This window comes from Fibrobacter sp. UWT3, from assembly GCF_900230125.1.
Classification (GTDB): Bacteria; Fibrobacterota; Fibrobacteria; order Fibrobacterales; family Fibrobacteraceae; genus Fibrobacter.
On record NZ_OCSS01000002.1, the window covers coordinates 598,956 to 622,849 of the forward strand.

Sequence of the window (23,894 nt, forward strand, 5' to 3'; positions counted from 1 at the left end):
TATGAATTTTTTTGCCAAGCTGCTTGCCGTACTTGCTTGTACTGCGTTCGCCCTTGTGGCGTGCAGCTCGGCTCCCGTGAAAAAAACGGATAGTGCCGCTCCGGCGACTCCGGCGGTCGCGGCGCCTGCTGCGGATGCCCCGCAGGAATACATGGGAAATCTCGATACGGCACATGCCGCGTTTATCGCCGCGATGGACATGGAACTCCGCGGGCTTGACCGCGAGTCCGATTCGCTGTGGATTCTTGCGTGGCAGTACGACCCCCAGAACCGCTATCTTGCCTTCAAGGTGGCTCAGAAACTGCTTACACACGGCGCGGATTCGCTTGCGGTCGGCATTGCGGTAAAGGCGAATTCCCTGAAGGGGAAGGTGACTGCATCGCAGCTCGAGACGATGGCGCGTGTGTACCTGGTGGCAGGCGTTGCCGATTCCGCCCGCAAGTACTTTGTGGCCGCCCTCGATTCCTCGAAGAATCAGGACATGAAACTCCTCTATGACTACAGTCTCTTCTTGGAGGCGGTGCAGGACAAGGAGGAATTGGTACGCGTGTACGACCGGCTGCTCCCGCAGGCGAACTACATCCAGTCGCTTTTCAACAGGCAGGTGAAACTCCTTGCCGAACTGGGGAGGGATTCCGCTGTCGTGGAACTCTTCATGAATGCGTACGACGCTACGGGCGACAGGGAATACCTGGCGAAGGGCGTGCATGCGCTGGTGCTGCAGAAACGTTTTGTCGAGGCGCGCGCGATTGCCGATACCATTACGGGTTCGACCGAATCCGATGCGATGATGATCGAGCTTGCTCTCCTCACTTTTGTCGATGGCCCGCGCGACCCCGTGCTCAAGTTCCTCAAGAAGAAGTATTATAACGATGGCGTTCGCGTGCCGGAACTCATTTACCACCTCGGGCTCAACGAGTACATGCTGGGCGAGACTGACAGCGCGAAGGTCCATTTGGACAGTGTCCACCTGAAGCTGGGGCGCGACCCTTCTTACGGGGCGCAGGCTTGCAGGACCCTTTCGGCAATCGCTTTTAGTCGTGGGCAGAACAAGGAAGGCGTGCGTTATGCGGAACAGGCGGATTCCCTGCTGCAGGGCGAAGGGAAGGTGTTCCTTGCGCTTGCTCTAGGGACGGCGAAGGAATACGACAAGGCGTACGCGCTGCTGGATTCGATGCTCGGCGTGTGGAGCAAGTGGACCCCGCTCGAGGCGGTCGTGGATTCCGCGCAACTGAACAAGCTGATGGCCGCCGCGAAGGTAAAGTACCGCAGGTTCCAGCGTGCCTATGCCGACGTGCTTATGTTGCAGGCCCGCGATCTCGAAGGCAAGACCGTGTTTACGGATTTCTTCAAAAATCTCACTGCGGGCAAGCCGAAGGAAACCCTGAAGGATTCCCTGAACCGTGCCGCTGCACGCGAGGCGCGCACGAAGGCGCATCTCTTCTGGGAAAGTATTCTGGCCGAGGAACCCGACGATGCCGCGCTCCGCTTTACGATGGCCCGCAACCTCGAACGTCTCGGCCGCATAGACGAGATGTTTGCGATGTTCGAAGCGATTCTCAAGTCGCCTCAGCTGCAAAAGCTTGACTACCCCGAGGTGGCAAACTACTACGGCTATACGCTCATTAACTTGAACCGCAACAAGGCCGAGGTGGAATACGGCTATTCGCTCGTACTCAAGGCTCTCGACTCGATAAAGGGCGACAAGCCCGATGCGATTATAGATTCCAAGGCCTGGGGGCTCTACCGCTTGGGCCGTTTTCAGGAAGCGCTCGAGGTGATTTTGCAGGTCAATCCCGAAAAGTTCAAGGACGATGACGAGTACTTGGAACATTTGGCCGCGATACAGGCGGCCGTCGGCAAGAAGACCGAGGCGGCGGAAACATACCGCAGGCTTTTGAAACTCAGGCCCAGACACCCGGCGGCGCTCGAATTCCTGAAGGGCAAGAAGTAATATTCATGCGTTTGTTTGTCTTAAATCGCACTGCTTTCGTGAACCGCATTGCGCTTGCTGTGCTTTGTGCTGTGACCGTGTGGCTTGCGGGGTGTGCGTCGTCGAAACCCGCAGTGGAACCGGCTGCGGCGAAGTGCGTGGCCGGCGCAACAGATGCCGGCGCAACAGATGGCGCGGCAAGTGCGGCAAATGCAGGTGTGGCGTGTGCGCCCGAAGCGCCGAAGCCTGATAGCCTCCGCGCGAAGATGGCGATTACCCTCGTGGACCAGAACGGCAAGGAACAGAACCTGGACGCGGTACTGTTCTCGGTACCCGGGAAGCGCTACCGCATGGAACTTACGGGCCCGATGGGGATAGGCGTCGCCTCGCTCCTGTGGCAGGAGGAAGGCTGGACCATGACCTTCCCGACGGAGAAACTCTACATGAAGGGCGCGGGCTACATGGTGGGGCTATTCGGTGAACCCTCTATCCCGACGGTGAACATTCACCAGGTGGCCTCGCTATTCAAGGGAACGCTCCTGCCCGAGGGCTACGAGGAGGTTGAACCGCCTGGCGACTCCACGCGGGTGGAGGGCGTTACCTATGCCCGCGAGAAGACGGGACGCTCGTTTACGTTCGCGAAGGAAGGCCCGCACGTGGCGTGGCTCTCGCGTATGGGCGGCGACGGCAAGCCTGAAACCATCCGCTATTTTGACTTCAGGGAGTTCGAGGGCGTGGAGATGCCCGAAAGAATCGTGTTCGAGCGCGGCGGCGCGAAGTATCTCGAAATCCGCGTGAAGAAGGTGGCCCGCGGGAAATCGTTTAGCCCCGGGACCTGGCGCCTTACCGTTCCTAGAAGTTACAAGGCCGTCGGGGAATAACTTTTCAGGCCCTATTTTTTGTAAATTGTAACCATGAAGTTTAATGCGACCCTATTTGCATTGTTTTTGGGTGTACTCGCTTTTGCGCCGAACTCGTTCGCCGTAGATACTCTTGAAGTGTTTGCGCTGCGTATCCAGTTCCAGGAAGAGAAGAACGACAACTCGCTTACGACGGGCACGGGCGTTTTCGATTCCGACAAGAAGGAGAAGGACGCCTACAGCCTCGACCCTCCGGGCCGCAGGGGTACGGCATCGTACTGGCTCAAGCATTTTGAATTTGCGAACAACTACTTCAATGCGGTGAGCGGCGGGAACCTGGTGGTGAAGGCCCGCGTGTTCCCTGACCCCTCCACGGGTTCTACCGTCTATACGCTGGCCAAGCCGATTATCGACTACAACCGCACGAGCAAGAAGAAGGGCGAAAAGACCGCCGAGTACGACGAGGCCCGCAGTCGCGACTACCTCACGTTCATTTACGACGCCATTGCCGCTGCCGCCGCGGATTCCTCGGAGGCGGGGCCGTTCCGCATTCCGGTTTCGGACAACCCGAACGTGAAGCGAGCCTACATGATTATACATGCGGGCGCAAGCCGCCTGGTGGATGGCGGGAGCATGGGCACGAAGGGTGCGGACACTCCGGGCGACTTTATGGACATCTACATTGCCGGCGACGACTGGCAATACCTGCTGGCTGATTCCGCGAAGAGCAAGGCCGCAGAACCCGTAATCGGGCTTACGAGCGTCGGCGATACCGCGACGATGGGCATCCGCATTCCGGGCGGGAAGGTCGATACGCTTCGTTCGGTGATGGTGCTGAGCGAGACCGCCTCGCAGGATGGCCTCAACTGGGGCGTGAACGGAATCCTGGTGAACCAGCTTGCGCGCGAGATCGGGCTCCCGAACACATACGACGTGGTGAAGGGAATCAGCCGCCTCGGCTATTACGACGTGATGGACTTTGCGGGTTACAACGCGGGCAACGGATTCATGCCCTCGGTGCCTGCCGCGTGGGAACGCGCCTACATGGGCTGGTCGCAGGTAAAGGAAGTTCGCCCTGTTGCGGGTAAGCCCGTGACGGTGGATATCTCTGCCGCGGGTACGGGCAAGGGTACTGAAATCGTGAAGGTCCCGCTCTCTGCTAGCGAGTACCTGCTTATTGAAAATCGCCAGCGCAGCTGGAGCGATGACGGTACGGTGAACGTGATTCTCGGGACGACGGACGACGATACCGATACCACCTGGCGCACGGTGCCGGTGGATAGCCTGAACCTCGTGTTCGAGGACAGCGTGTGCGTGAAGGACAAGGACGGCGCCTGCGTGGATGGCAAGTTCGCCGTAAACAAGAAGAAGGCGAAGGGCCTTATCGTTGGCCTGAGCAGTTACGATGCGGGGCTGCCGGCGAGCGGCATCGTGGTGTGGCGCGTGAACGACTGGTACCTGCGCGAGACCTTGCAGTACGGCATCGCGAATTTCTGGGGCGGCGACACCCTGCGCGACCACCAGTTCGGAATCGCGATGGTGGAATCCGACGGCGTTCTCTCTATCGGGAAGACGTTCAAGAACGCGCTTGGCGAGGATACGTACGACTACGGAAGCGGTACGGACCTGTTGCCGCACCTGCGCTACGCCGAAAAGAAAAAGTTCGATACGGTGAAGGCGATCGGACCCGCGGGCTACGCGAATACGATGACCACCATGGGTGGCTATACCGGCGTGAAGATTACGGTGAACGTGCCGAAGGATGCCCGCGAGGAAAAGACCGCGAACGCCTTCATGGGCGACAGCGTGGTGAACTTTGCCGCACAGACCATTAGCGTGACGATAAGCATCGACGACGGGAGCATCGAGGGCGGCAAGTTCCCGCGCGAGATTGGCCTGAATTCGGCGGTGCGCGGCGCGGTGTTCGTGGATGACCCTGAAAATGAGGGCGAGAAGATTCTCGTGGTGGGTGCGGAAGACGGAACGCTGCAGGCGTTCAGTGCGCTGGGCGATACGCTGTTCGTGGCCGATACCGCGATTGTGCAGAAGTCGCTTGCCCATAATGGCGCCGAGCGCGAAGTGCCGCTGTACCGCGTGGGCGCAAGCTACGGTCCGCTCGTGGGCATGGCGAGCGACGGCAAGGATGTTTATAGCTTGCATAAGGAATACTTCGTGAGGACATCCTTCAAGGGTGGGCTCCCGGCCGTCGATGCACAAAGGATGACGGGTGCGGTTGCCGGCCCGGTTATTGTGGATGACCGCATCTGGGTACTTCATGAAGGCGCTGTCGATCATGCGGTGCTGTCGGACGGAGAACTCAAATGGCAAGACGCCGCCCCTGCTTGGAAGGAACCTGGATTTGTTCCGGAAGACATGGCATATTGCCCGCACAAGGAAGGCGTAGAATTCCTTGTGGTTGCCGGTTCGGGTGGAGAAATCCTCCGTGTTGCAATACCCTCGGGCATGGCGATGAGCAGGTCCGAAATCGTCTCGAAGCAGAAGGGAGAAGCCTTCCGTGTTGCTTGTGCGGACATTGATAGGGATGGTGAGAATGAACCTGTAATTGTGGGTAGCCGCGGGACCGTAGCCGCCTTCAAGATGGAAGACAGAATCAAAACTCTCTGGACAAAAAGCTACAAGCGCGGCGCCGGTGGCACAAGTGGCCTGAGGGACGAGACTTCCGGTATTGCGCTGGGTGATATCAACGGCGACGGCTACCCCGAAATCGTGTTCCTAGGTGATAACCTGGTGTATGCGCTCGACCGTTCGGGCCTCCCGGTTCCCGGATTCCCGGTGAAGATATCCCGCGGTACGCCGGTTACGGGATTCATGAGCGACCCGCTCCTTGTGGATGTTACCGGCGACGACGTTCCCGAGATTCTTGTCCCGAGCAGCGACGGCCTCGTGTACGCCTATACGGGCAAGGGCACGGAAGTGAAGGACCAGTTCCCGCTGGCCGCAGGAAGCTTTGAATACCAGGATACGCTTGGGACAATCTACCCGATGAGTATCTTCGTCGCGGACGCCGTTCCGGGCAAAAAATCTTCGGGTCCCGAACTTTACGCACTGCACCGCAACAGCCTCTCCGCTTTCCGCCTGCGCAAGGCGAACGGGGCGGCTGCGGAATCGCCTGCGGCATGGGCTCTCCCCGCGGGTGGCAACGAGCGCACGGGTTATTTTGATGCCAGCAGGCTCGGCAACGTGGAGAAGGAATCCGAGAAGGACGAGATAAGCGAGTTCTTCGTATTCCCGAACCCGGTACGCGGAGGTGTCGCGAAGGCGCGTTTCGAGATTGGCGCGCAGGCTAAGGACGCTACCCTCGAGTTCTACGACATCACGGGCCTTTGCGTGTTCAAGCAGAAGATGGAAGAACCTGCGCAGGGCCGCAACCAGTTCGAAAATCTTGACCTGAAGAAACTCGGTTCCGCCGTCTATACGGTGAAACTCAAGGTGAAGTTCAAGAGCGGGAAGACGAAGCAGAAACTCTACCGCGTGGGCGTGATTAAATGACCTGCGAAAGTGCATACAAACTAACGCTTGCAAGCGTGGCTATTTCGCTTCTTCTCACGTTCTCCGCCTGCACGGCAAGCGGAGAACCCGAAGAGATTGCCCCGACGGCCCCGAACTCCGATTCGGGAACGGCGAGTTCTTCTTCTGGCACTGAGTCTTCCAGTAGCGAATCCGGGAAAGGCGCGGAACGCGATTCTTCTATCTACAATCTTCTGCGTTGGGTTGAATTCCAGGGCGGGAAGGCGAAGGTCAATTCTGTCGAGTTCTCTTTCAGTGCGTATTCCGTTTCGGCGACGGAAGTGACTCAGGCGGCATATGCGGAGGCGATGGGCGGCACGCCTGACCAGCCAAAGGATGCCCCCGAGAACCCCGTAGTGAATGTTTCCTGGTTCGATGCGGTGCTCTTTTGCAATGAACTTTCCAAGAGCATGGGGCTCGATACGGCCTACGTCTATTCTTCCGTAGGTGACAAGAACTACCTGCAGGATCTTGAAATCGATTACGGGGTGGAATCGTTCCGCCTTGCCACAGAAATCGAGTGGGAAATCGCTGCGCATGGCGGTACGAACACGATGTTCTACTGGGGTACGGACAAGGCGTCGGACTACGTGTATTACGGACAAACTTCTGGCCCCACGAGGGTAGGTAGCTATCCGCCGAATCCTTACGGCCTGTACGACATGGCGGGTAACGTCGCCGAATGGGTAAACGACTGGTACGGCACATTCCCGACGAAGGCCATGGACAATTACACGGGTGCCACTTCGGGTACGGCCCGCGTGGTGCGCGGTGGCGGCTGGAGCGACCCCATCAAGGACTGCGCTCCGGATGTCCGCGAAAAGAAGGACCCGCTCTATACGGCTCCGACGCTTGGGTTCCGCGTGGTTTATTCCCGCGGACTGCTCTAATTTTGTTAGATTATAGCCCATGAAAAGGATTGTGCTTGCGACCCTTTGTATGGGTCTATTTTTGGCTGGTTGTTCCAAGGAAGAACCGGCTCCGCTCCCCGAATTGCCGAAGGTGGAAATTCCAGAGACTCTCGTGGGACTCTATTCGGGCAGGCTCCCCTGCGAAAACTGCAAGGCCCGCGGCGTTCGCATGGAACTCGCCGAAGACAGCACGCTGCTCTTTGTGCAGACTCTCATGACTGATACGGTGAAGGTTGATTCGCTCAGGGGCAAGTACTCGTTTGGCGACGGCAAGGTATCCGTGGTGCTCGATGACGGGCTTCGTCTGAACTTTGCGGTCGACAAGTATGGTGCGCTCTCGATGCTTACCGGTGCCGGTACAGTCTACCTCGACGAGAACGGCATGAAGGCCGACCTTATAAAGATTATTACTGCACCCAAGAAAAAGGAAGGAGAAGTAAAATGAAGGCAAGGACGCTGATTGTTGACGACGAACCGCTCGCCCGCGTGCGCATGCGTTCGCTTTTGGAAAAGTATTCCGAGGATCTCGAGATTATTGACGAGGCGGGCTCGGGTGCCCAGGCGATTTCGAAGATAAACGAGCTCACTCCGGACGTGGTGTTTCTCGATATCCAGATGCCCGACATGGATGCCTTCGAGGTGCTGAAGAACGTGGACGAGGACGTGATGCCGCTCATCGTGTTCACTACCGCGTACGAGAACTTTGCACTGCGTGCCTATGAGGAAAATACGGTGGATTACCTGCTGAAGCCGGTAGACCCCGAGCGCCTCGAGGCGACGATGGAAAAGTTGCGCAAGCGCCTGCCCGATATCGAGGCGACGAACCAGATGCCCGCGGATTTCTCGTGGGAAAAGTTCCGCTCCCTCATGGCGATGGGCGACCAGTACCTGCAGCGCATCCAGATGAAGATCGGTGACCGTATCTTGCTCGTGAACGTGGACGAGATTATTCGCTTCCACAGCGAGGAGAAGTACACGACCGTCTATACGCCGACGAACCAGTACATCATAGACACTCCGCTCGTGGATCTCGAGAAGAAGCTCGACCCGCGCCAGTTCGTGCGTGTGCACCGTGCACATCTCGTGGCCATCGACTACATCGCCGAAATCCGCAAGTCGGACATGAGCCGCCTGAATGTGGTGCTGCGCGACAAGGACCGCACCCAGATTCTGGTGAGCCGCAACTTCGTGAAGTCCGTACGCAATCTCTAGTGAATTATGGAACAGAATCAGAATAAGTTCTCGATAAAGAAATTCCTGAAGTCGCTCGCGCGCGAGATAATCGTGCCTATCGTGCTTGCGCTCGTGGTAATCCAGTACGTGATTCAGGCATTCCAGATCCCGAGCGGGTCCATGGAAGACACCTTGCATACCGGCGACTTTCTGCTGGGACTCAAGTTCACCTACGGTTCCCCGATTCCGTTTACCAACAAGCACTTTCCCGGGTATGCCGAACCCAAGCCCGGCGACGTGGTGATATTCCGTTACCCGGGGGAGCCGGAATACCCCGACAACAATCCCGCGCGCTACACGCACCTGTTCAACGCGCTGATGTTCGGGAACTTCTACTGGGACCACGAGCCCGAGGCGGGGCAGCCGCACCTGGTACACTTCGCGGACGGCCCGAAGGACTACATCAAACGTTGCGTCGCCGTGCATGGCGATACGGTTGCCGTGCACGAGGGCAGGCTCTACATCAACGGGGTCAAGCAGGATACGATTCCCGGACGCGGCAAGTGGACCGAGACGTACCGCAGCAAGTCCCCGCGTGACGAGCGTGAGACCTTCGTGATTCCGAGTGTGGGTGACGAGTTCGTGCTGGATTCGCTCCCGCTCGAGAAACTCTGGTGGATGCGTTCCATAATCCTACAGGAAAATCCGGATAGCCACGTGGAACTGGAACTGACGCTGTTGAAGGACGGCGTGGAGGACAACAACTTCGAGTTTACCGACTTCAAGGTGCCGGTGGAAAACGACCGCGGCATGCTCTTGAATGCGATGTTCACGCGCAACAGGACCGTAATCCAGCACAGGCTTACGCAGGGCGATACGGTGAGCGGCGCGATGAGTTTCTCGTACTTCCGCGAACTTGCACGCATCGGCTTTTTGCCGCTGTTCGACCCGCACGCGAAAGGCGGGTTTACGCGCCAGGTGAGCTATGTGGGGCTGGAAGGCTCGATACTGCGTGACCTCGAGGGCAATGTCGCGATGTACAGTTCCCCTGCGGTTGTTGTTGCGGATTCCGCTGTGGCACAGGACAGCGCCGGCAGGGATACGCTTGCTTCTGACAGCGTGTTTGCGGAACCGAATACGCTTCCGCGTCTCGAGATTCGCCGCAAGCTCACGATTGACGGGAAGGAGATTGACCGCTATACGGTGAAGACTCCGCTGTTCTTTATGATGGGCGACAACCGCGACAATTCCGCCGATAGCCGTTACTGGGGCTTTGTGAACCTGAGGAATATCCGCGCGAAGGCTTCCGTCATCTACTTCTCCTTCGAGAACGACGACCAGGCATTCAGCCTGGGGAATCCGTTCACCTGGTGGCGCATTCCCTTCCGTATCCGCTGGTCCCGCATTGGCAAGGTAATCCCGCTTATCGAGCGTTAAGGAATACCCGATGAAGAAGAGCCGCCCCGCATACGTCTACGCCCTTGCACTGGTGCTTGCATGCATCGGCTTCTGGGCGTGCGCGACGCAGGTGGCGCCGGGCGGCGGGCCCGAAGACAAGTTGCCTCCCCGCATTGCGGCGGTGTACCCGGCCCCGAATACGACGAACCATCCCGAAGAACTCTACGTGAAGCTGGAATTCGACGAGTGGGTGAACGCGTCCATCCCGCGCAGCGCCGTATCGATTTCTCCGCCTATCGAGGGAAAGATGAAGTTCGAGGTGAGCGGGAAGACGGTGGTGCTCACTTCACGTGCCACGCTCGATACGGGAACTACGTATACGGTTACGTTCGCGAGCGGCATCAAGGACCTGCACGGCAACGCACTTGCAAAACCCTTCAACGTGGTGTTTTCTACGGGCAACCATATCGACTCGCTTACGCTATCGGGGCGCGTGCTCGTGAACGATTCCATGACGCGCAAGAAGACTTACCCGAGCATAGGGCTGTTTCTGATGGGCGCGGAACGCGAGGGCCGCAGGTACCTGGAAAAGTACCGCGATACGGCGACGAAGGTGCTCGATACGCTCCCGCTGCTCACGAAGGAGCCCCCGCTGTTCATGACGCGCGCGGATAGCGTGGGCAGCTTTACGCTTACGGGGCTCAAGCCGGGCCGTTACCGCGTGGTGGCGTTCGTGGATGTGAACGGTAACCAGAAAATCGAGCCCGCGCAGGAACTCGCGGGCGTGTGGGTGAAGGACCTCGAACTGACCGAGGAAACGAAGGATACGATCTGGGTGGCGCTTGCCGACCAGGATACGTCCCTCCTGGAACTGGAATCGGTGAGCCAGCCTTTTGCGCATGTGCTCGAGGCGAACTTCTCGAGGCCGGTGTTCTTTGATTCCGCGTTCTCCGATACTGCGAACTGCACGCTGACTTACCCCGACGGCAGCACGGTGCACCCGAGGTACGTGTATATGGGGGCCTCGAGCAACAAGCCGCAGTTCTATTTTGATTCTATCCCCGCTCCCGAGCTTACGTACAAGTTTGCCTGTAAGTACGCGAAGGATTCCCTTTCCCGTATGCTCGATACCCTGCGTGACGAGGTGGAATGGAACTGGGTGGAAAAGGCGAGCGATACGCTTGACCCTGCAATCTCGAAGACCCAGCTGTATTCGATGACAAAGTCCGCCTTCCCGGGCGATACGCTCGTGGTGGCCTACAACAAGCCGCTCGATTCGCTCAAGGAAACGTTCCATGTGGCGATAAACAAGGATACGGTGAAGGTCGACATGAAGCGCCTCGATGCCATCCGGTTCATGGCGGTGCCTGCCGAGCCCTGGCCGACCGATGCCGCGGTGGATTTCTTGATGGGTTACATGGACACGACGCTCGCAAAGGCGGATAGCAACGGCGTGCGCGATACGGTTATAGAACTCAAGTACAAGAAGTTGGTGCGCTTTGAAACCGTTCCGAAGATCAAGCTTGCGTCGCTCAAGGGTACGCTCAAGAATGCGAACCCGGGCGTGACGGTGCGACTCGCCTCTGTCGATACCAAGAAGTATTTCTACACGAAGTGCGACCACGGTGGAAAATTCGCGTTCGACAACCTGATGGAAGGCAAGTATTTTATTGACTACTACTATGCGGAAGAGGGCAGGCTTACGCCCGATGGCGGCTCCCTTTCCCCGTTCCGTTACGGAAAGCCCTGGCGTGCGCCTACCGATACGGTGCATGTGGCGAACGGCGAGAACGATATTGCAAAACTTTTGCCGGACATGCCGGCGCTTCCCTGATTTTGTGAGGCTTAGATGATGGAAAAGATTCCTGCGTTTGTTGCGGTTGACCTGGAAACCACCGGTCTTGAATTCGAGAAGGACGAAATTATCGAGGTGGCGCTTGTCCGCTTCGAGAACGGCGCTCCTGTCGAGAACGTGGATTACCTGGTGCGCCCTTCGTCTGCAAAACTGCGCCCGTTCATCGAGAGCCTCACGGGAATATCGAACGCGGATGTCGCGGGTGCCGAGGAATTTGCGGGCATCGCCGGAAAGGTTTCCGCCTTCATTGGCGACATGCCGCTCGTGGCGCACAACGCGGCGTTCGATTCCCGTTTTTTGAAGAGTGCGATGGAAAAGGTGGGTATCCCGCTGGATAATCCCGTGTGGGATTCGCTTACTTTGTCCAGAATTGCCTACCAGGATGTTCCCAACCACAGGCTCGATACGCTCACGCAGGTGCTGAACATCGAGCGCAGCCGCGCCCACCGGGCGCTCCCCGATGCGGATGCGTGCGGCAAGCTGTTCGTGATGGCGTACGAGAAAATTCGCGCTCTCGACCCGTGGCTCGTGGGCGCCCTTACCCGCATTGCGGCGCACACCGACTGGGAAAAACTTTTCGGTACGGCTCCCGAGGGTGAACTTGCCGAACCCGCACTTGCATTGCGCGCAGGTGATGCCCCCGCGGGTGCTGTCGTCGCCTCGAAGGCCCCGCGCGTGGACGCCTTCTTCAAGGAGGGCGGGCTCCTCTCGAAGACGGTGGAAAACTTCAAGGCCCGCCCCAACCAGCAGGAATTCGCCTCGTGCGTGGAACGTAACCTGTACAAGGGCGGCATCTGCGTGCTCGAGGCGCCGACGGGTTCGGGCAAGTCGCTTGCATACCTTGTGGCGGCGGCGAACAAGGCTGTCGCGGGTGAACGCGTGGTGCTGAGCACCGCGACGCATGCCCTGCAGGAACAGCTCATCGGGCACGATATCCCGCAGATTGCCCCGCTGTACGATGGCAAGCTGAAGGCGTGCGTGCTCAAGGGCCGCGACAACTACCTGTGCGTGCGCAAGCTGATGGAAATTTTGAACGCCCCCTCGACGCTCCTTTCGGCGGAAGAACGCGACTCCTTCATGGCGCTCCTCCCGTGGGCGGTAACTACCGGGAAGGGCGATATCGGGGAATGCAACTCGTTCAGCTGTGCGCGCAATCGCATGCTGTGGTCCAAGCTTGCGAGCACGGCCGCGTCGTGCCTGGGCGAAAAGTGCAAGTACCATGCGGTATGCCCCGCCCTCAGGGCGAAGCGCGAGGCGGTGGCCTCGAACCTGCTGCTGGTGAACCACTCGCTGTTCCTTGCCGACCTCGCTCTCGATTTTGCGCTGCTCCCCGCGTACGAGCACGTGGTATTCGACGAGGCGCACCGCCTGCCCGAACTCAGTAACCAGAGCTTTGGCCGTCACGTGTCGTTTTTCCGGTTCAGGAACGTGGCGAAGACGCTTGTGCCCCCGAAAGGCGTGCCCGGCGGGCTCCTTGCCGAAATCGAGAAGCGCATCCCTGCCGAGAACGATGCGGCGCATGCCGAATGCACGCAACTCGCCGCCGATATCGGCGAAGCCGAAAAGGCGCTCCACCGCTTCTTCATGAAGATTGGCAAGAAACTTTCGAAGCAGAAGGTGGGGAAGGGCGAACTTATCTACAGGAACGGAATCGCGGCGGATTTCGAGGCCGACCCGAAGAACGTGCTCGACCAGTTCGAACTCGCGAAGTCCCGCGCGAATTCCCTCGCGGAAATGCTTGCGGGTGTCGCCGGCCTGGATGGCCTCCTGAGGGATTTCTCGGGCCGTATGGAAGAACTCTCGCGGTTCGCTTCCGATTTCGAGTTCCTCGTGAAGGCGGGCCGCGATGGCTGGGTGTTCTACATGGAAGAACCCTTCAACCCGCACACCATCAAGATTCACGCCGTACCGCTCCGTTCTGGCGATATCTGGAAAGAGAAATTCTACCCGTGGGTAAAGTCCGCGACGTTTACCTCGGCGACGCTTGCCGTGCAGGGTGACCTCTCGTACTACGCCGGGCGCATGGGCATGTCGGAACTCGAGACGAAGCGCCCGTTCCTCAAGGCGTTCGGCGAGGTGTTCGCAAGCGACGAACGCCGCACCGTGCAGGTGGCGCGCTACCTGCCGAAGCCCTCGACTCCCGAATTCGGCGACGCGCTGAACGATACGCTCATGCAGGTGCTCCCCGATGTGGAAGAGAACACGATGGTGCTGTTCACGAGCATCTCCGCGATGATGAAGGCGCAGGCGGCTCTCGCTCCCGTGTTTGCCGCGAAGGGCAAGCTCTTGCTGTGCCAGCATGTGGACGGCGCGCTCGACGGCCTCATTGCGATGTTCCGCAAGTCGCGCGGCGCGTGCCTTCTCGGGTGCCAGAGCCTGTGGGAAGGCGTCGACTTCCCGGGCGATGCGCTCAAGTTGCTTGTGGTGACGAAACTCCCGTTCCCGAACCCCTCCGACCCGCTGGTGGCGGGCATCTCCGCTGACCTGAAGGCGAAGGGTGAGAACGTGTTCAAGAGCTACTACATACCCGAGGCGTACATGGAACTGCGTCAGGGACTGGGCAGGCTCCTGCGCACGGAAAATGATAGTGGCAAGGTGCTCATTCTCGACAACCGCGTGGTGACCGAGGCGTACGGCAAGACGTTCGCGCGCATCTGGAACATGAAGCATGTTACTGCGAACAGTGTCGACGACGTGAAGAAGTTTGTTTCTTGACACTTCTCCCGCGTTCGTTTAGACACCCCGGATAAAATTTTTCTAAATTTGCATCCCCATTGAAGGATGCATGATGTTTGATTTGAAGAGCTTTTTTGACGGCATGTCGAAGCCGCTGCTTCGCGATGTCCACGCTAGGGCCTACGGCAAGAAGGGCCTGTTGAATAATGCACTTATCCAGTCTGAAGTCCTGACCTATTTTTCGGATAGGGACCGTGTTGCCAAACTTTTTGCGCACATGGAACCGTGGCAGAAACGCTGCCTGAATCTCGTGTATCACAGTGCCTCGCGCGGGCTCACCTACAACGAGCTCCGCCTTACCGTGCCCGTGGCGAAGAACAAGGAACTCCGCACGTTCCTCTTGCAGATGTGCCGCGAGTTCCTGCTGTGGAGGTCGCAGGCCTCGGGCGTTGCCGTGTACCACGGCTTTACTGATTTTGCGCACAGTTTCGAGATTGAACCGCAGGGCGCTCCCGAATCTTCGAAGCCCTACCAGGAATACGGTAGCCTGCTGGCATGGCATATCTGCCTCGTGCTTTCGCTTGCCAAGCGCGGCGAACTGCGCGTGAACACGAACGGCACGCTGAACCGCCGCAGCTACCAGATGTGCATCGACGCTTTTACCGCCTCGGGGAAGGTTTCCGCGAAGGCGAGCGAGAACGAGCTCACCCTCATTTTCAGTTTCCTCACGCAGAGGGAATGGCTCGAACAGGAAAATTCGTTCCTGTACCCATCGGAGGCCGCATACGAGTTCCTGCGCACGAGCGGTTTCCGCCTGCACCAGTACGTGCTTACGTGGTGGCTCGAGGTGCGTTTCCGTAACGATGCACTCCACCTGAAGCGCCTGCTGCGCTGCGTTGCCGAACCGCGCTGCGTGTGCGATGCGGCATACCTGTTCTGGGTCATGGATCCTTCCTGCCGCATTCTCGAGTCGAACAGGCACCTCGCCTGGGAATACCTCCCGCGCCCCATGCGCGAACTCTGGCTCATCGGTCTCCTGAAGTTCCAGTTCGAGTCGGGCAAGGTGTCCGCGATTGCCGTGAGCGAAGTCGGCAGGGAATGGATGGCAAACTCGGTGCTCCCGCAGAACGAAGGGCAGGTGTCGATGCTCCCGAACTTCGACCTGGTGGTCAGCGCCTCCATGTCGCCGCAGTTGCTGTTTACGGTGGCATGCCTCGCGAAGGTCAAGAACGACGAGGCCTTCCTCTGCTTCAACTTCGAGAAGGAAACCTACATCGCGGGCCTCAAGAGCGACATTCCCGAATCGGACATGGAACAGCTTATCGCCTGGATCAAGCCGCCCGAGAACGTGCTTTCTACCTTCCGCGAGTGGAATGCCTCCTTCTACGGGGCGAAGGTGCGCACAGTGCGCCTCCTCAAGATAGACGACCTCAAGATATTGGGCGAGCTCACGCGCTTCCCGCAGTTCATGGAATGCGTCGAGGAGTATATCCCGGGTTACGGGTTCGTGCTCGACCAGAAGAAGGAACCCGCCGCGCTCAATATCCTGGAAAGTTTCGGGTACTGCCCGTTTGCCGACCGCTCCGCGAAGAAGCGCGACCGCGCCCCGACCGACGAGTGGCGCAAGGAATTCGCGATTGCGTGGCCCGCCGAGGGCAACGTGGACTACGAGCTCAAGGACGACGTGGACGAGGCGACGGTGCAGTCGGCCCTCGATTCCACGAAGTACGGCTCCGTTTACCAGAAGCTCGATTCGTTCGACCTGGTGAAAGTGTTACGTTATGCGAAACTCACGGGCACCTACCTCGCGGCGAAGGTCAAGGACCCCGCAAAGCGTGCCGACAAGGTTCGCGAGCTGGTGTTCACCGTGCATGCGCTGCACCTCGCGAAGGCCCCCCTCAACGTGGAAATCCAGGAGAAGGGCGCCGAGGCGGGCATGCCGCTGCAGCTTTCGTTTATCCAAGAAATCAAGGTGATGCAGAAAATCGCCTAATGAGACCGTTCGCGCCTTGCTTAAGTATTAAATTACTCCGGCAGGCGCTCACTTTCGCAACCGCCCTCGGTTAACACCCGAGGGCTATGTTGCTCACGGGAGACCGTTCGCGCCTTGATCAAGTATTAAATTACTCCGGCAGGCGCTCACTTTCGCAACCGCCCTCGGTTAACACCCGAGGGCTATGTTGCTCACGGGAGACCATTTGCGCTTTAGGGGAGTGTCTGCGCGTAGCCCGCGATGTCCTTCATCTCGTCGAGCGTAATCTCGTCGTAGTAGGCTTCCATGTTGCGGTCTTCGTCGCCGAAGTTCATCTGGTACCAGAACGTGGGCATGTCCTCGCGTGCGCGCTGCCCTATGTAGATAGGCCTGCCGGAGGGGTTCACGTTTACTCGCATGCCGTCTTCGCCGTGGCAGGGCCTGCAGTTCTGGTAAAAGAGTTTTGCGCCGCGCTTGAGGTTCGCTCCCTTTATCTTGCCGTTCTTGTCGAGCAGCTTGTACACGAGGTAGGCCATGCGCTTGTCCTCGCGGGTGAGCGTGTCTCCCGGCGACCCAGGCTCCGGCGCGTCTTTAGCCGGCGAGGCATCCGTGACTTGCGACTTCATCTGCGCGGCATCTTTAGTAGCATCTTTATCCGGCGCATTTACCACTGGCGCAGCATCTTTAGCGGCGTCTTGTGCCTGCGACTTTGCCGGCGTGGCGTCTTGCGTAGAACGCGCGACCTGCGCGACTCCCGGGGTATCCCCGGCAGTAACCGCAGCCGCCCCGTAGAGGGCGGCGAGTAACCCCGCGATAAACGTCACCTTGCGCATCTGCATGCTGAGAATATAAAAAACACGCGGTCCGCGCAGTTTGTATCCTTGCAAAGTGCGGTTCGTAAACCCGTGAGCCTGCTTACCCGTAAAAGAACTTTCTACTTTATCCCGTATGAATACAAATATGTTCTTGTCGGTCGCCTTCGTGCTCGCCGCCACCGTATATGGAGGTGCTTCCATGCCCATCGATAAAGAGTCCCTCGCCCTGAACGGCCGCTGGTCCGTGCAGGATACTTGCCTGTGTGCAAGCGCCCCCGCCGTGTCGGTTGCCTTCAAGGCTGTCACGGGCGAGGTCACGTTCGACATAGAGGGCGAGGCGCGCTTCCTTTTCGAGATAGATGGCAAGCCGCAAAAGTATGTCACGGTTACCGACCGCAAGAAGCAGAAGTTTTCCACCCCGAAGGACAGCAAGCCGCATACCTACCGCCTTGTCAAGGTGAGCGAGTCCAACCCGGGCAAGTTCTGCATTCACGGTATCGACCTCGGGAAGAAGGGCTCCTTTGCCGAGAAGCCGAAGGCGTCTAGCCGCCGCATCGAGTTTATCGGGGATTCCTTCACGGTCGGGTACGGCGTGGAAGGCAAGGGTCCGGAAGACGGCACTCCCTTCGAGAAGACGAACGCTTCGAAGAGCTATGCTTTTATCCTGTCCGAAAGCCTCAGGGCGGATTACCACGTGAATGCCGTGAGCGGTCGCGGGCTCGTGCGCAACTACGCGAACATCGTCCCGGAATGGACGCTTGAAACTTTGTACGACTACACGATGATGGGCGTGCCCGAGCAGGACGCGAATACCGAGCGCTGGGATTTCGACAGGTTCCATCCGCAGGTCGTGGTCGTGTTCGTGGGTATAAACGACTTCCAGGGCGAGCCCCCGTATGCGGACGTGGGCAAGTTCAAGCAGGCGTACGTGAAACTCCTGGATAGGCTCCGTGCGCTCCACCCCGGCGTGAAGTTCCTGCTCGTCGCGACGAAGACGTGGCCGAACGATGACCTGGGCGGCGTGGTCGAGGGCATCTACAATGACCAGGTTGCGGCGGGGAAGACCGACATTCTGTATAAGTTTGTTTACACTGAGAACACCGCCCTGCACGGGCATCCGAGCGAGAACTCGCAGAAGGAACTCGCGAACACGCTGCGCCCCCTCGTTGCACGCCTGGGTGGGTGGCTTTCTCGCTAAAGTCTGTGCATTTTTTCACATAATATTTTATCTTTATTCCTAAGGGTTATAGGAAGGAAGAAATTTATGTCCAGGATTATGGAAAAGATATACGCTCTCTTCAGGATGAATATCCTGATCTTCGTGTTGCTGGCGGCAACGGTTATAGCCCTTTTTGCCTACCAGAACGGTCTCGACGATATCGTGTTCCTGAACCTTTCCGACTATCCCTACGTGATAGCCGAGACGGACAGTGCCGACGGTGGCTCCTCGGCGGTGGCGATTTCGCGCACGGATTCCTCCATCATCGTGGACTACGAACTGAAGGAAGGCTATGCCTACCCGTATGCGGGCGTGAAGATTCTGCTTGGCGACGGCAAGACCAAGGGCCGCGACTTCTCCAAGTTCGATAGCATCTTCGTGTGGGTCAAGCCCCGCGGCGAAGGAACGGTGCGTATCTACTTCCGCGGCTACGATGCGGATTTTTACCGAGAAGGCGACGAGGGCTCGCTCAAGTTCAACGAAGTCGAGTTCTTCCCGCTCGAGGAAACCTACCCGGCTGTGTTCGTGCCGCAGGAATTCCGCGTGGCCTCCTGGTGGGTGGCCCAGAACGAGATTAACGTGCACAAGGCGCGCGTAGACCTCTCGAACATCCCGCTCATTGAGATCCAGACGGGCACGAATGCTCCGCTTGGTTACGGCACGCTCGAAATCCGCGGGTTCTGCTTCAAGGGCAAGAAGATTTCGAAGGTGGACCTCGTGACCATCCTCGTGGCGCTCTGGTTCGTGACCTTCCTCATCATCCTCGTCATCCGCTTCTTCGACTACAACCGCGAACGCGCGGCCAACCGCAAGAAGCAGGAAGAACTCGAGAAGTACTTGGCCGCCCTCGAGATCGAGAAGAGCGAGTACGAGAAGTCCAGCCGTACCGACCCGCTCACGGGTTGCCTCAACCGCGCCGGCTTCGGTAGCGTGCTCTTGCGCGAACAGGAAAACCTGACCAAGAATGGCAGTCCGGTCTCGTTCGTGCTCCTGGACATCGACCATTTCAAGGAAGTGAACGACACTTACGGCCACAACGTGGGTGACGAGGTGCTCGTGAACCTCACCAAGCTTATCCAGGGCAAGATCCGCAACAGCGACAGCCTGGTGCGCTGGGGTGGCGAAGAATTCGTTATCCTGTGCGGCGAGACGCCCATCCAGAATGCGCAGTTCCTGGCCGAGAAGCTCCGCGTGGCTATCGAGAACACGCAGCTCATTACCCAGCAGCGCATCACCTGCTCGTTCGGCATTTCCGAGATGATTGCGGGCGAAGACCCGAAGCGCCTGTTCGAACGTGCGGACAAGGCCCTGTACGCCTCGAAGGAAGGCGGCCGCAACCGCGTGACGAGTGCGACCTACCGGCGCCAGACCCGCTAGCCTATGCCCCGCATAGCGACATTCCCGTTAGTCCTTGCGCTTGCCGCCCTGCTGCTCGCTTCGTGCGCGCACAAGGAGCCGGAGGTGGATTTCAAGCCCATCCAGCTCAACTGGCATGCCCTTTCGGAGGCCGCGGAGGCCCACCCCGAGAAGGATGCCTGCGTGATATCCGTCACATCGCTCCTGATGCGCGAGAAGGCCGTCCGGGAGTCGAAGTTCGAGTCCCTCGACTACGATGTCGTGTTCGATATCAAGGGCGAAAACCTCGAATTTAAGGGAATTTGCGCGAATTCCGGGGCGGAAGGTGCCACCGAGTGCAGGTTTACTGCCGTTTGCTCCGGTGCCGAAAAAGTCGTTGTAAATTTTCACAACGGAGACTAGTCGCGGCTACTACCTTTCGGGCCGCGATAGTTTTATTTTTAAGGTATTGGCAGACATTGCCTTACCTATTGTATTGTGGGATGTAACGACAAGGATAATTCTGTGAAACCGATTTTCGAATATACAGACTACCGTGAATGGATCCGCGACGCGTTTGATGACTTCAAACAGCGCAAGACCGTTATATCCTGGCGCTACATGGCAATGAAGCTCGGGGCCGACCCGGGCAACCTCCTCCGCGTATCGCAGGGGAAGATCCACCTGACACTCTCGCTCGTGAAGCCGATGGCCGAGTTCTTCGAGCTCGACGAGAAGGAGACTGCCTACTGGACGGAACTCGTGTGTTTTGGGCGCGCGAAGACCGATGCGGAGGCCTTGAACCATTACGAGAAGATGCAGATTCTGAAGGGAATTCCCCTGAAGAGGCTCGCGAAGAAGGAGCTCGAGTTCTACCGTCACTGGTACTGCAATTCTATCCGCTCGATTATCGGCATTTGCCGGTTCAAGGACGACTACGAGGGGCTTGCGGAGTGCTGTACGCCCCCGATTACGGTGGAAGAGGCAAAGAGCGCCGTAAAACTTTTGTATGATTTAAACATGATCTCGAAGGATAGGGACGGCTACTGGAAGGTGAACGACACCTTCGTGAGCACCGGTGGAAACTGGCGCTCCGAGGCCGTGCGTACGTTCCAGAAGGAAACTATCCGCCTCGCGGGCGAATCGCTCGAGCGCCACACGCCGCCGCTGCGCGACATCAGCACGGTGACCATGACGTTCAACATGGACGATATTGCGCTCATCCGCGAAAAGATCAAGGAATTCCGTAGCGAACTGTTGCGCCTGTCGCAGGAAGGCGATGGCGACGATACGGTGTTCCAGCTGAATGTGCAGTTGTTCCCGATAGGGTTTGCGAAGAAATTGCAGGAGAAGGAAAAATGAAAAAGTTGCTTCTTCTAGTACCGGTTGCGCTTGCTACCTGGTTCTGCTCTTCTGCAACTGACGATATTGCGAAGGGCCCTGGCAGCGAGACCACTAACGGACTTGCGCTCGTTGACGGCAAGCCCGCATCCTACGCGTCTGTCGCATTGCGTAAGGTGGACTTCAAGGCGGCCCAGGCCGTGGAAGAAAATGCGCTTGTCGTGGCCGATGCGTATGCCGACGAGAATGGCCTGTTTGACGTGAAGGTTCCGGCCGATGGCAAGTACCGCCTGACCGTGGTTCACGATGGTGTCGCGTTCTCGAAGATTGTTTCCCGTAGCGACTTCGGCGAAAATGGCGCCGTGAACGATACCGTGAACCTGGTGGCGACAGCCCTGATGGCGGGTGTCGTGGACGTGCCCGAAGGCAGTTCCAACGTGTGGGTTGGCGTGCACGGTACCGACGTGCTCGTGAAGAGCGATTCCAATGGCTGGTTCGCGCTCCCGTCGCTCCCGGCGAACGATTCTCTGCGTCTGTATTTCGTGGACGGCGACTACAAGGAATCCCTGGGCGAAGAATCCCTGTACTTGAAGCCCCGCGAATCCGTGCTGAAGGACTACCGCGCCCCGAACCCTGACGAAGGGAAAATCGTGGTGCTCCAGAAGAATGGTTCCCCTGCCGCATACGCGACGGTCGCCCTCCGTGCTGCCGACGCGAAGGCCGAGAAGTTTGCAGTCCAGAATGCGATGGTGGATTCCGATGTCCGCACCGATGCGAACGGCAGGTTTACCATGGAATGGCCCGAGAAGGGGGAATACCGCCTGACGGTCGTTTCTGACGGGTTTGCGTTCTCGAAGGTGTTCGATGCGGAAGACCTGCCGAATCTCGATACCATATGGATTTCGGCGACCGCGTCTGTTTCGAGTAAAGTAACGCTCCGCACGGTGGATGAGTTCCTCTGGGTGGGTGTCTACGGGCTCGATGTGCTTGTGAAGACGAACGATGTGGGCGCCTACGTGCTCCCGAGCGTGCCCGCGGGCGATTCGCTCCCGATATACTTCGTGACTGCCGATAGCCTGAACAGCCTCTATGCGGAATGGAACACCGTGGCGGAATCCAACAGCACGCAGTTCCTGAACCCGGTGAAGGTCCTGCAGGATTTCGAGAATGGTGGCGAAGGCTGGTACCTGAATACGGATAGCCTCAAGAAGGGTACCGAAATCAAGCCTGCGAACAGCGTGAAGGAAGGAATCGTGTACGATTCGACTCGCAAGTCGAAGGTGTTCCACGGCACGTACAAGCTCGCCAACGACGATTACGCTTGGGCGCTTGTGGGTACCGCGTTTGAGCACAACATGAAGTTCTCCGAAATCGATTCCGTGGTGTTCTACGCGAAGGGTAACGGCAACATAAGGCTTTCGCTCGAGAACTACATCGACCCGAGCAAGAACCTGAAGGCCGCCACCGAATGGATTCCGCTTTCCAAGGACTGGAAGCGCATCAGCGTGAACCCGGCGGAACTCTGCGTGGGTGCCGCGACGACGGAATCTTGCTTCACTTCGTGGAGCGGAGTCAAGAGCTGGGTCAAGCAGTTCCACATCTTTGTGCAGGACGGCTCCGAGTTCTACATTGACGACGTGATTCTCTACGGCGCACTGTTCTAACCCCGCGTTTGTCGTCGCGCTTCTGTCACCCTGGAGTGCCCGCAGGGCACGATAGGGTCCATCCAGATTAGCATTGTCCCCAGTATGCCTGGGGATCTTTTTTATAACCATTCCAGACCCTTCATTGTCGTGACGGCCATTTAATTTGTATATATTTTAGTACGCTATGTTTAGGAAGATTTTTCTAGTCCTTGTCCTTTTCCAGATGTCCTTTGCGATGGACCCTTCTATTGTGAAGGTCCTTGGGTGTCTCACGAAAAAGCGGATGGGTGTCATTTCCGTCGAAAAAATAGACGGAAAAATCTATGACAAGAAAGAGACCGGTAAGGAATCGGATGTGATAGGCCCTGCTGCTTTTGACCCTGGAGTGTCTATCCTTGAATACAAACAAGACTGCTTGTTTCTGGAAAGGGATTATCTGAAAGGTGTAAAACACTCTCAAAGAAAGGGATTGCTGGGGGCGAAAAAAAATAGCACTCGTGATTCCATAATCGTCCTTAAAAAGAATAAGGCCATTTGGTCGTGTCCCCTGGAAGGGAAGAAAGTTGAAGACATTAGTGTTTTAGACCAAAGTAAGTTAGTGGTTGGCTGTTCTGACGATTTTGGCGAGCGCGATTTTATTGATACCCTCTGGCTATTGGATGATAAGTGCCGGTGGACTCTTTTTGAGCCTAACGCAAAAATGAATCCTGAAGGCTTTGTTGACGATTGTACCGTGTTTCCCGATAAATTCGGGGCCAGTTCACGCTTTCTGTCGTATTACATAGGCAACCGAGATCCATATACGGTTGTTTTCGATTCGTCATGGAATAGACATTGGGGTACGTCCCTTTCATTTTGGGTAAACGCATCGGTGCGGGACGTTGGCTGCGGTTACCACTACGACTATGACTACTTCAATAATACGGATGATACGGATCCGTACAGGTGGGTCGTCAAATGCGCTAGATGGACCGGAAATAATTTTGTGGAGTTTACGTTGCCGTATGAGGTGCGTGACAAGCATGAACGCCATCCGGTTCTGGGGCTCCTGTTCCCGTGCGGCGACGGGATATGTGTGCAGGATCGTGAGACCAAGAAAATAGAGGTCTTAGTGGATGAGTAGGGTGCTCTTGTTTTAGCTTTGCTTAAACGGCTCATGGCGTGCAAAAATTGGTGATTTTATTGATATTTAGCCACTGCCGCCATTGTTTGTAAACGCGAATTTAAGTATC

At 57.7% G+C, this 23,894-nt stretch carries 17 protein-coding genes; 16 read left to right on the forward strand and 1 reads right to left on the reverse strand.

Annotation, left to right across the window (positions count from 1 at the left end; all coding sequences use genetic code 11):
* Position 1: 1 nt before the first annotated feature.
* The 10 genes from CRO08_RS10270 (at position 2) to CRO08_RS10315 (ending at position 16,327) form a co-directional block, all read left to right on the forward strand.
* Positions 2-1,954, forward strand: coding sequence for a hypothetical protein (locus CRO08_RS10270; protein WP_097036117.1), 1,953 nt, complete (start codon positions 2-4; stop codon positions 1,952-1,954).
* A gap of 11 nt (positions 1,955-1,965) precedes the next feature.
* A complete protein-coding gene (locus CRO08_RS10275) occupies positions 1,966-2,814 on the forward strand; it encodes a hypothetical protein (protein ID WP_141398324.1) in 849 nt (282 codons plus the stop codon).
* 33 nt (positions 2,815-2,847) lie between these two features.
* Complete coding sequence (locus tag CRO08_RS10280; protein ID WP_097036119.1) at positions 2,848-6,303, forward strand: hypothetical protein; 3,456 nt, start codon at positions 2,848-2,850, stop codon at positions 6,301-6,303.
* Complete coding sequence (locus CRO08_RS10285; RefSeq protein WP_097036120.1) at positions 6,300-7,211, forward strand: formylglycine-generating enzyme family protein; 912 nt, start codon at positions 6,300-6,302, stop codon at positions 7,209-7,211. The genes CRO08_RS10280 and CRO08_RS10285 overlap by 4 nt, the downstream gene beginning before the upstream one ends.
* Positions 7,212-7,230: 19 nt before the next feature.
* Positions 7,231-7,677, forward strand: coding sequence for a copper resistance protein NlpE N-terminal domain-containing protein (locus tag CRO08_RS10290; protein ID WP_072807740.1), 447 nt, complete (start codon positions 7,231-7,233; stop codon positions 7,675-7,677).
* On the forward strand, positions 7,674-8,444 hold the full coding sequence (locus CRO08_RS10295; RefSeq protein WP_097036121.1) for a LytTR family DNA-binding domain-containing protein: 771 nt from the start codon (positions 7,674-7,676) through the stop codon (positions 8,442-8,444). Before CRO08_RS10290 ends, CRO08_RS10295 begins: the two co-directional genes overlap by 4 nt.
* Positions 8,445-8,450: 6 nt before the next feature.
* Positions 8,451-9,842, forward strand: coding sequence for a signal peptidase I (lepB, locus tag CRO08_RS10300; protein WP_097036122.1), 1,392 nt, complete (start codon positions 8,451-8,453; stop codon positions 9,840-9,842).
* A 10-nt stretch (positions 9,843-9,852) separates the two neighbouring features.
* Positions 9,853-11,637 carry an Ig-like domain-containing domain gene (locus CRO08_RS10305; protein WP_097036123.1) on the forward strand — a complete coding sequence of 595 codons (1,785 nt, stop codon included), beginning with the start codon at positions 9,853-9,855 and terminating at the stop codon, positions 11,635-11,637.
* A 15-nt stretch (positions 11,638-11,652) separates the two neighbouring features.
* Positions 11,653-14,373: a helicase C-terminal domain-containing protein gene (locus CRO08_RS10310; RefSeq protein WP_255252322.1), complete on the forward strand. Its 2,721-nt coding sequence runs from the start codon at positions 11,653-11,655 to the stop codon at positions 14,371-14,373.
* A 70-nt stretch (positions 14,374-14,443) separates the two neighbouring features.
* A complete protein-coding gene (locus CRO08_RS10315) occupies positions 14,444-16,327 on the forward strand; it encodes a hypothetical protein (protein ID WP_255252323.1) in 1,884 nt (627 codons plus the stop codon).
* Positions 16,328-16,539: 212 nt separating this feature from the next.
* Here the strand turns inward: CRO08_RS10315 and CRO08_RS10320 are convergent, their stop codons facing one another.
* Complete coding sequence (locus tag CRO08_RS10320; protein WP_097036124.1) at positions 16,540-17,145, reverse strand: cytochrome c; 606 nt, start codon at positions 17,143-17,145, stop codon at positions 16,540-16,542.
* 109 nt (positions 17,146-17,254) lie between these two features.
* Between CRO08_RS10320 and CRO08_RS10325 the strand changes: the two genes are divergently transcribed.
* The 6 genes from CRO08_RS10325 (at position 17,255) to CRO08_RS10350 (ending at position 23,785) form a co-directional block, all read left to right on the forward strand.
* Positions 17,255-18,319 carry an SGNH/GDSL hydrolase family protein gene (locus CRO08_RS10325; protein WP_097036125.1) on the forward strand — a complete coding sequence of 355 codons (1,065 nt, stop codon included), beginning with the start codon at positions 17,255-17,257 and terminating at the stop codon, positions 18,317-18,319.
* Positions 18,320-18,385: 66 nt separating this feature from the next.
* Positions 18,386-19,717: a GGDEF domain-containing protein gene (locus CRO08_RS10330; protein ID WP_097036126.1), complete on the forward strand. Its 1,332-nt coding sequence runs from the start codon at positions 18,386-18,388 to the stop codon at positions 19,715-19,717.
* A gap of 3 nt (positions 19,718-19,720) precedes the next feature.
* Positions 19,721-20,098: a hypothetical protein gene (locus tag CRO08_RS10335; RefSeq protein WP_097036127.1), complete on the forward strand. Its 378-nt coding sequence runs from the start codon at positions 19,721-19,723 to the stop codon at positions 20,096-20,098.
* A gap of 102 nt (positions 20,099-20,200) precedes the next feature.
* On the forward strand, positions 20,201-21,037 hold the full coding sequence (locus CRO08_RS10340; protein WP_097036128.1) for a TIGR02147 family protein: 837 nt from the start codon (positions 20,201-20,203) through the stop codon (positions 21,035-21,037).
* Positions 21,034-22,680 carry a carboxypeptidase-like regulatory domain-containing protein gene (locus CRO08_RS10345; protein ID WP_097036129.1) on the forward strand — a complete coding sequence of 549 codons (1,647 nt, stop codon included), beginning with the start codon at positions 21,034-21,036 and terminating at the stop codon, positions 22,678-22,680. Before CRO08_RS10340 ends, CRO08_RS10345 begins: the two co-directional genes overlap by 4 nt.
* A gap of 166 nt (positions 22,681-22,846) precedes the next feature.
* Entirely contained in the window at positions 22,847-23,785 is a 939-nt protein-coding gene (locus CRO08_RS10350) for a hypothetical protein (protein ID WP_097036130.1), read from the forward strand.
* The last annotated feature ends 109 nt before the right edge of the window (positions 23,786-23,894 follow it).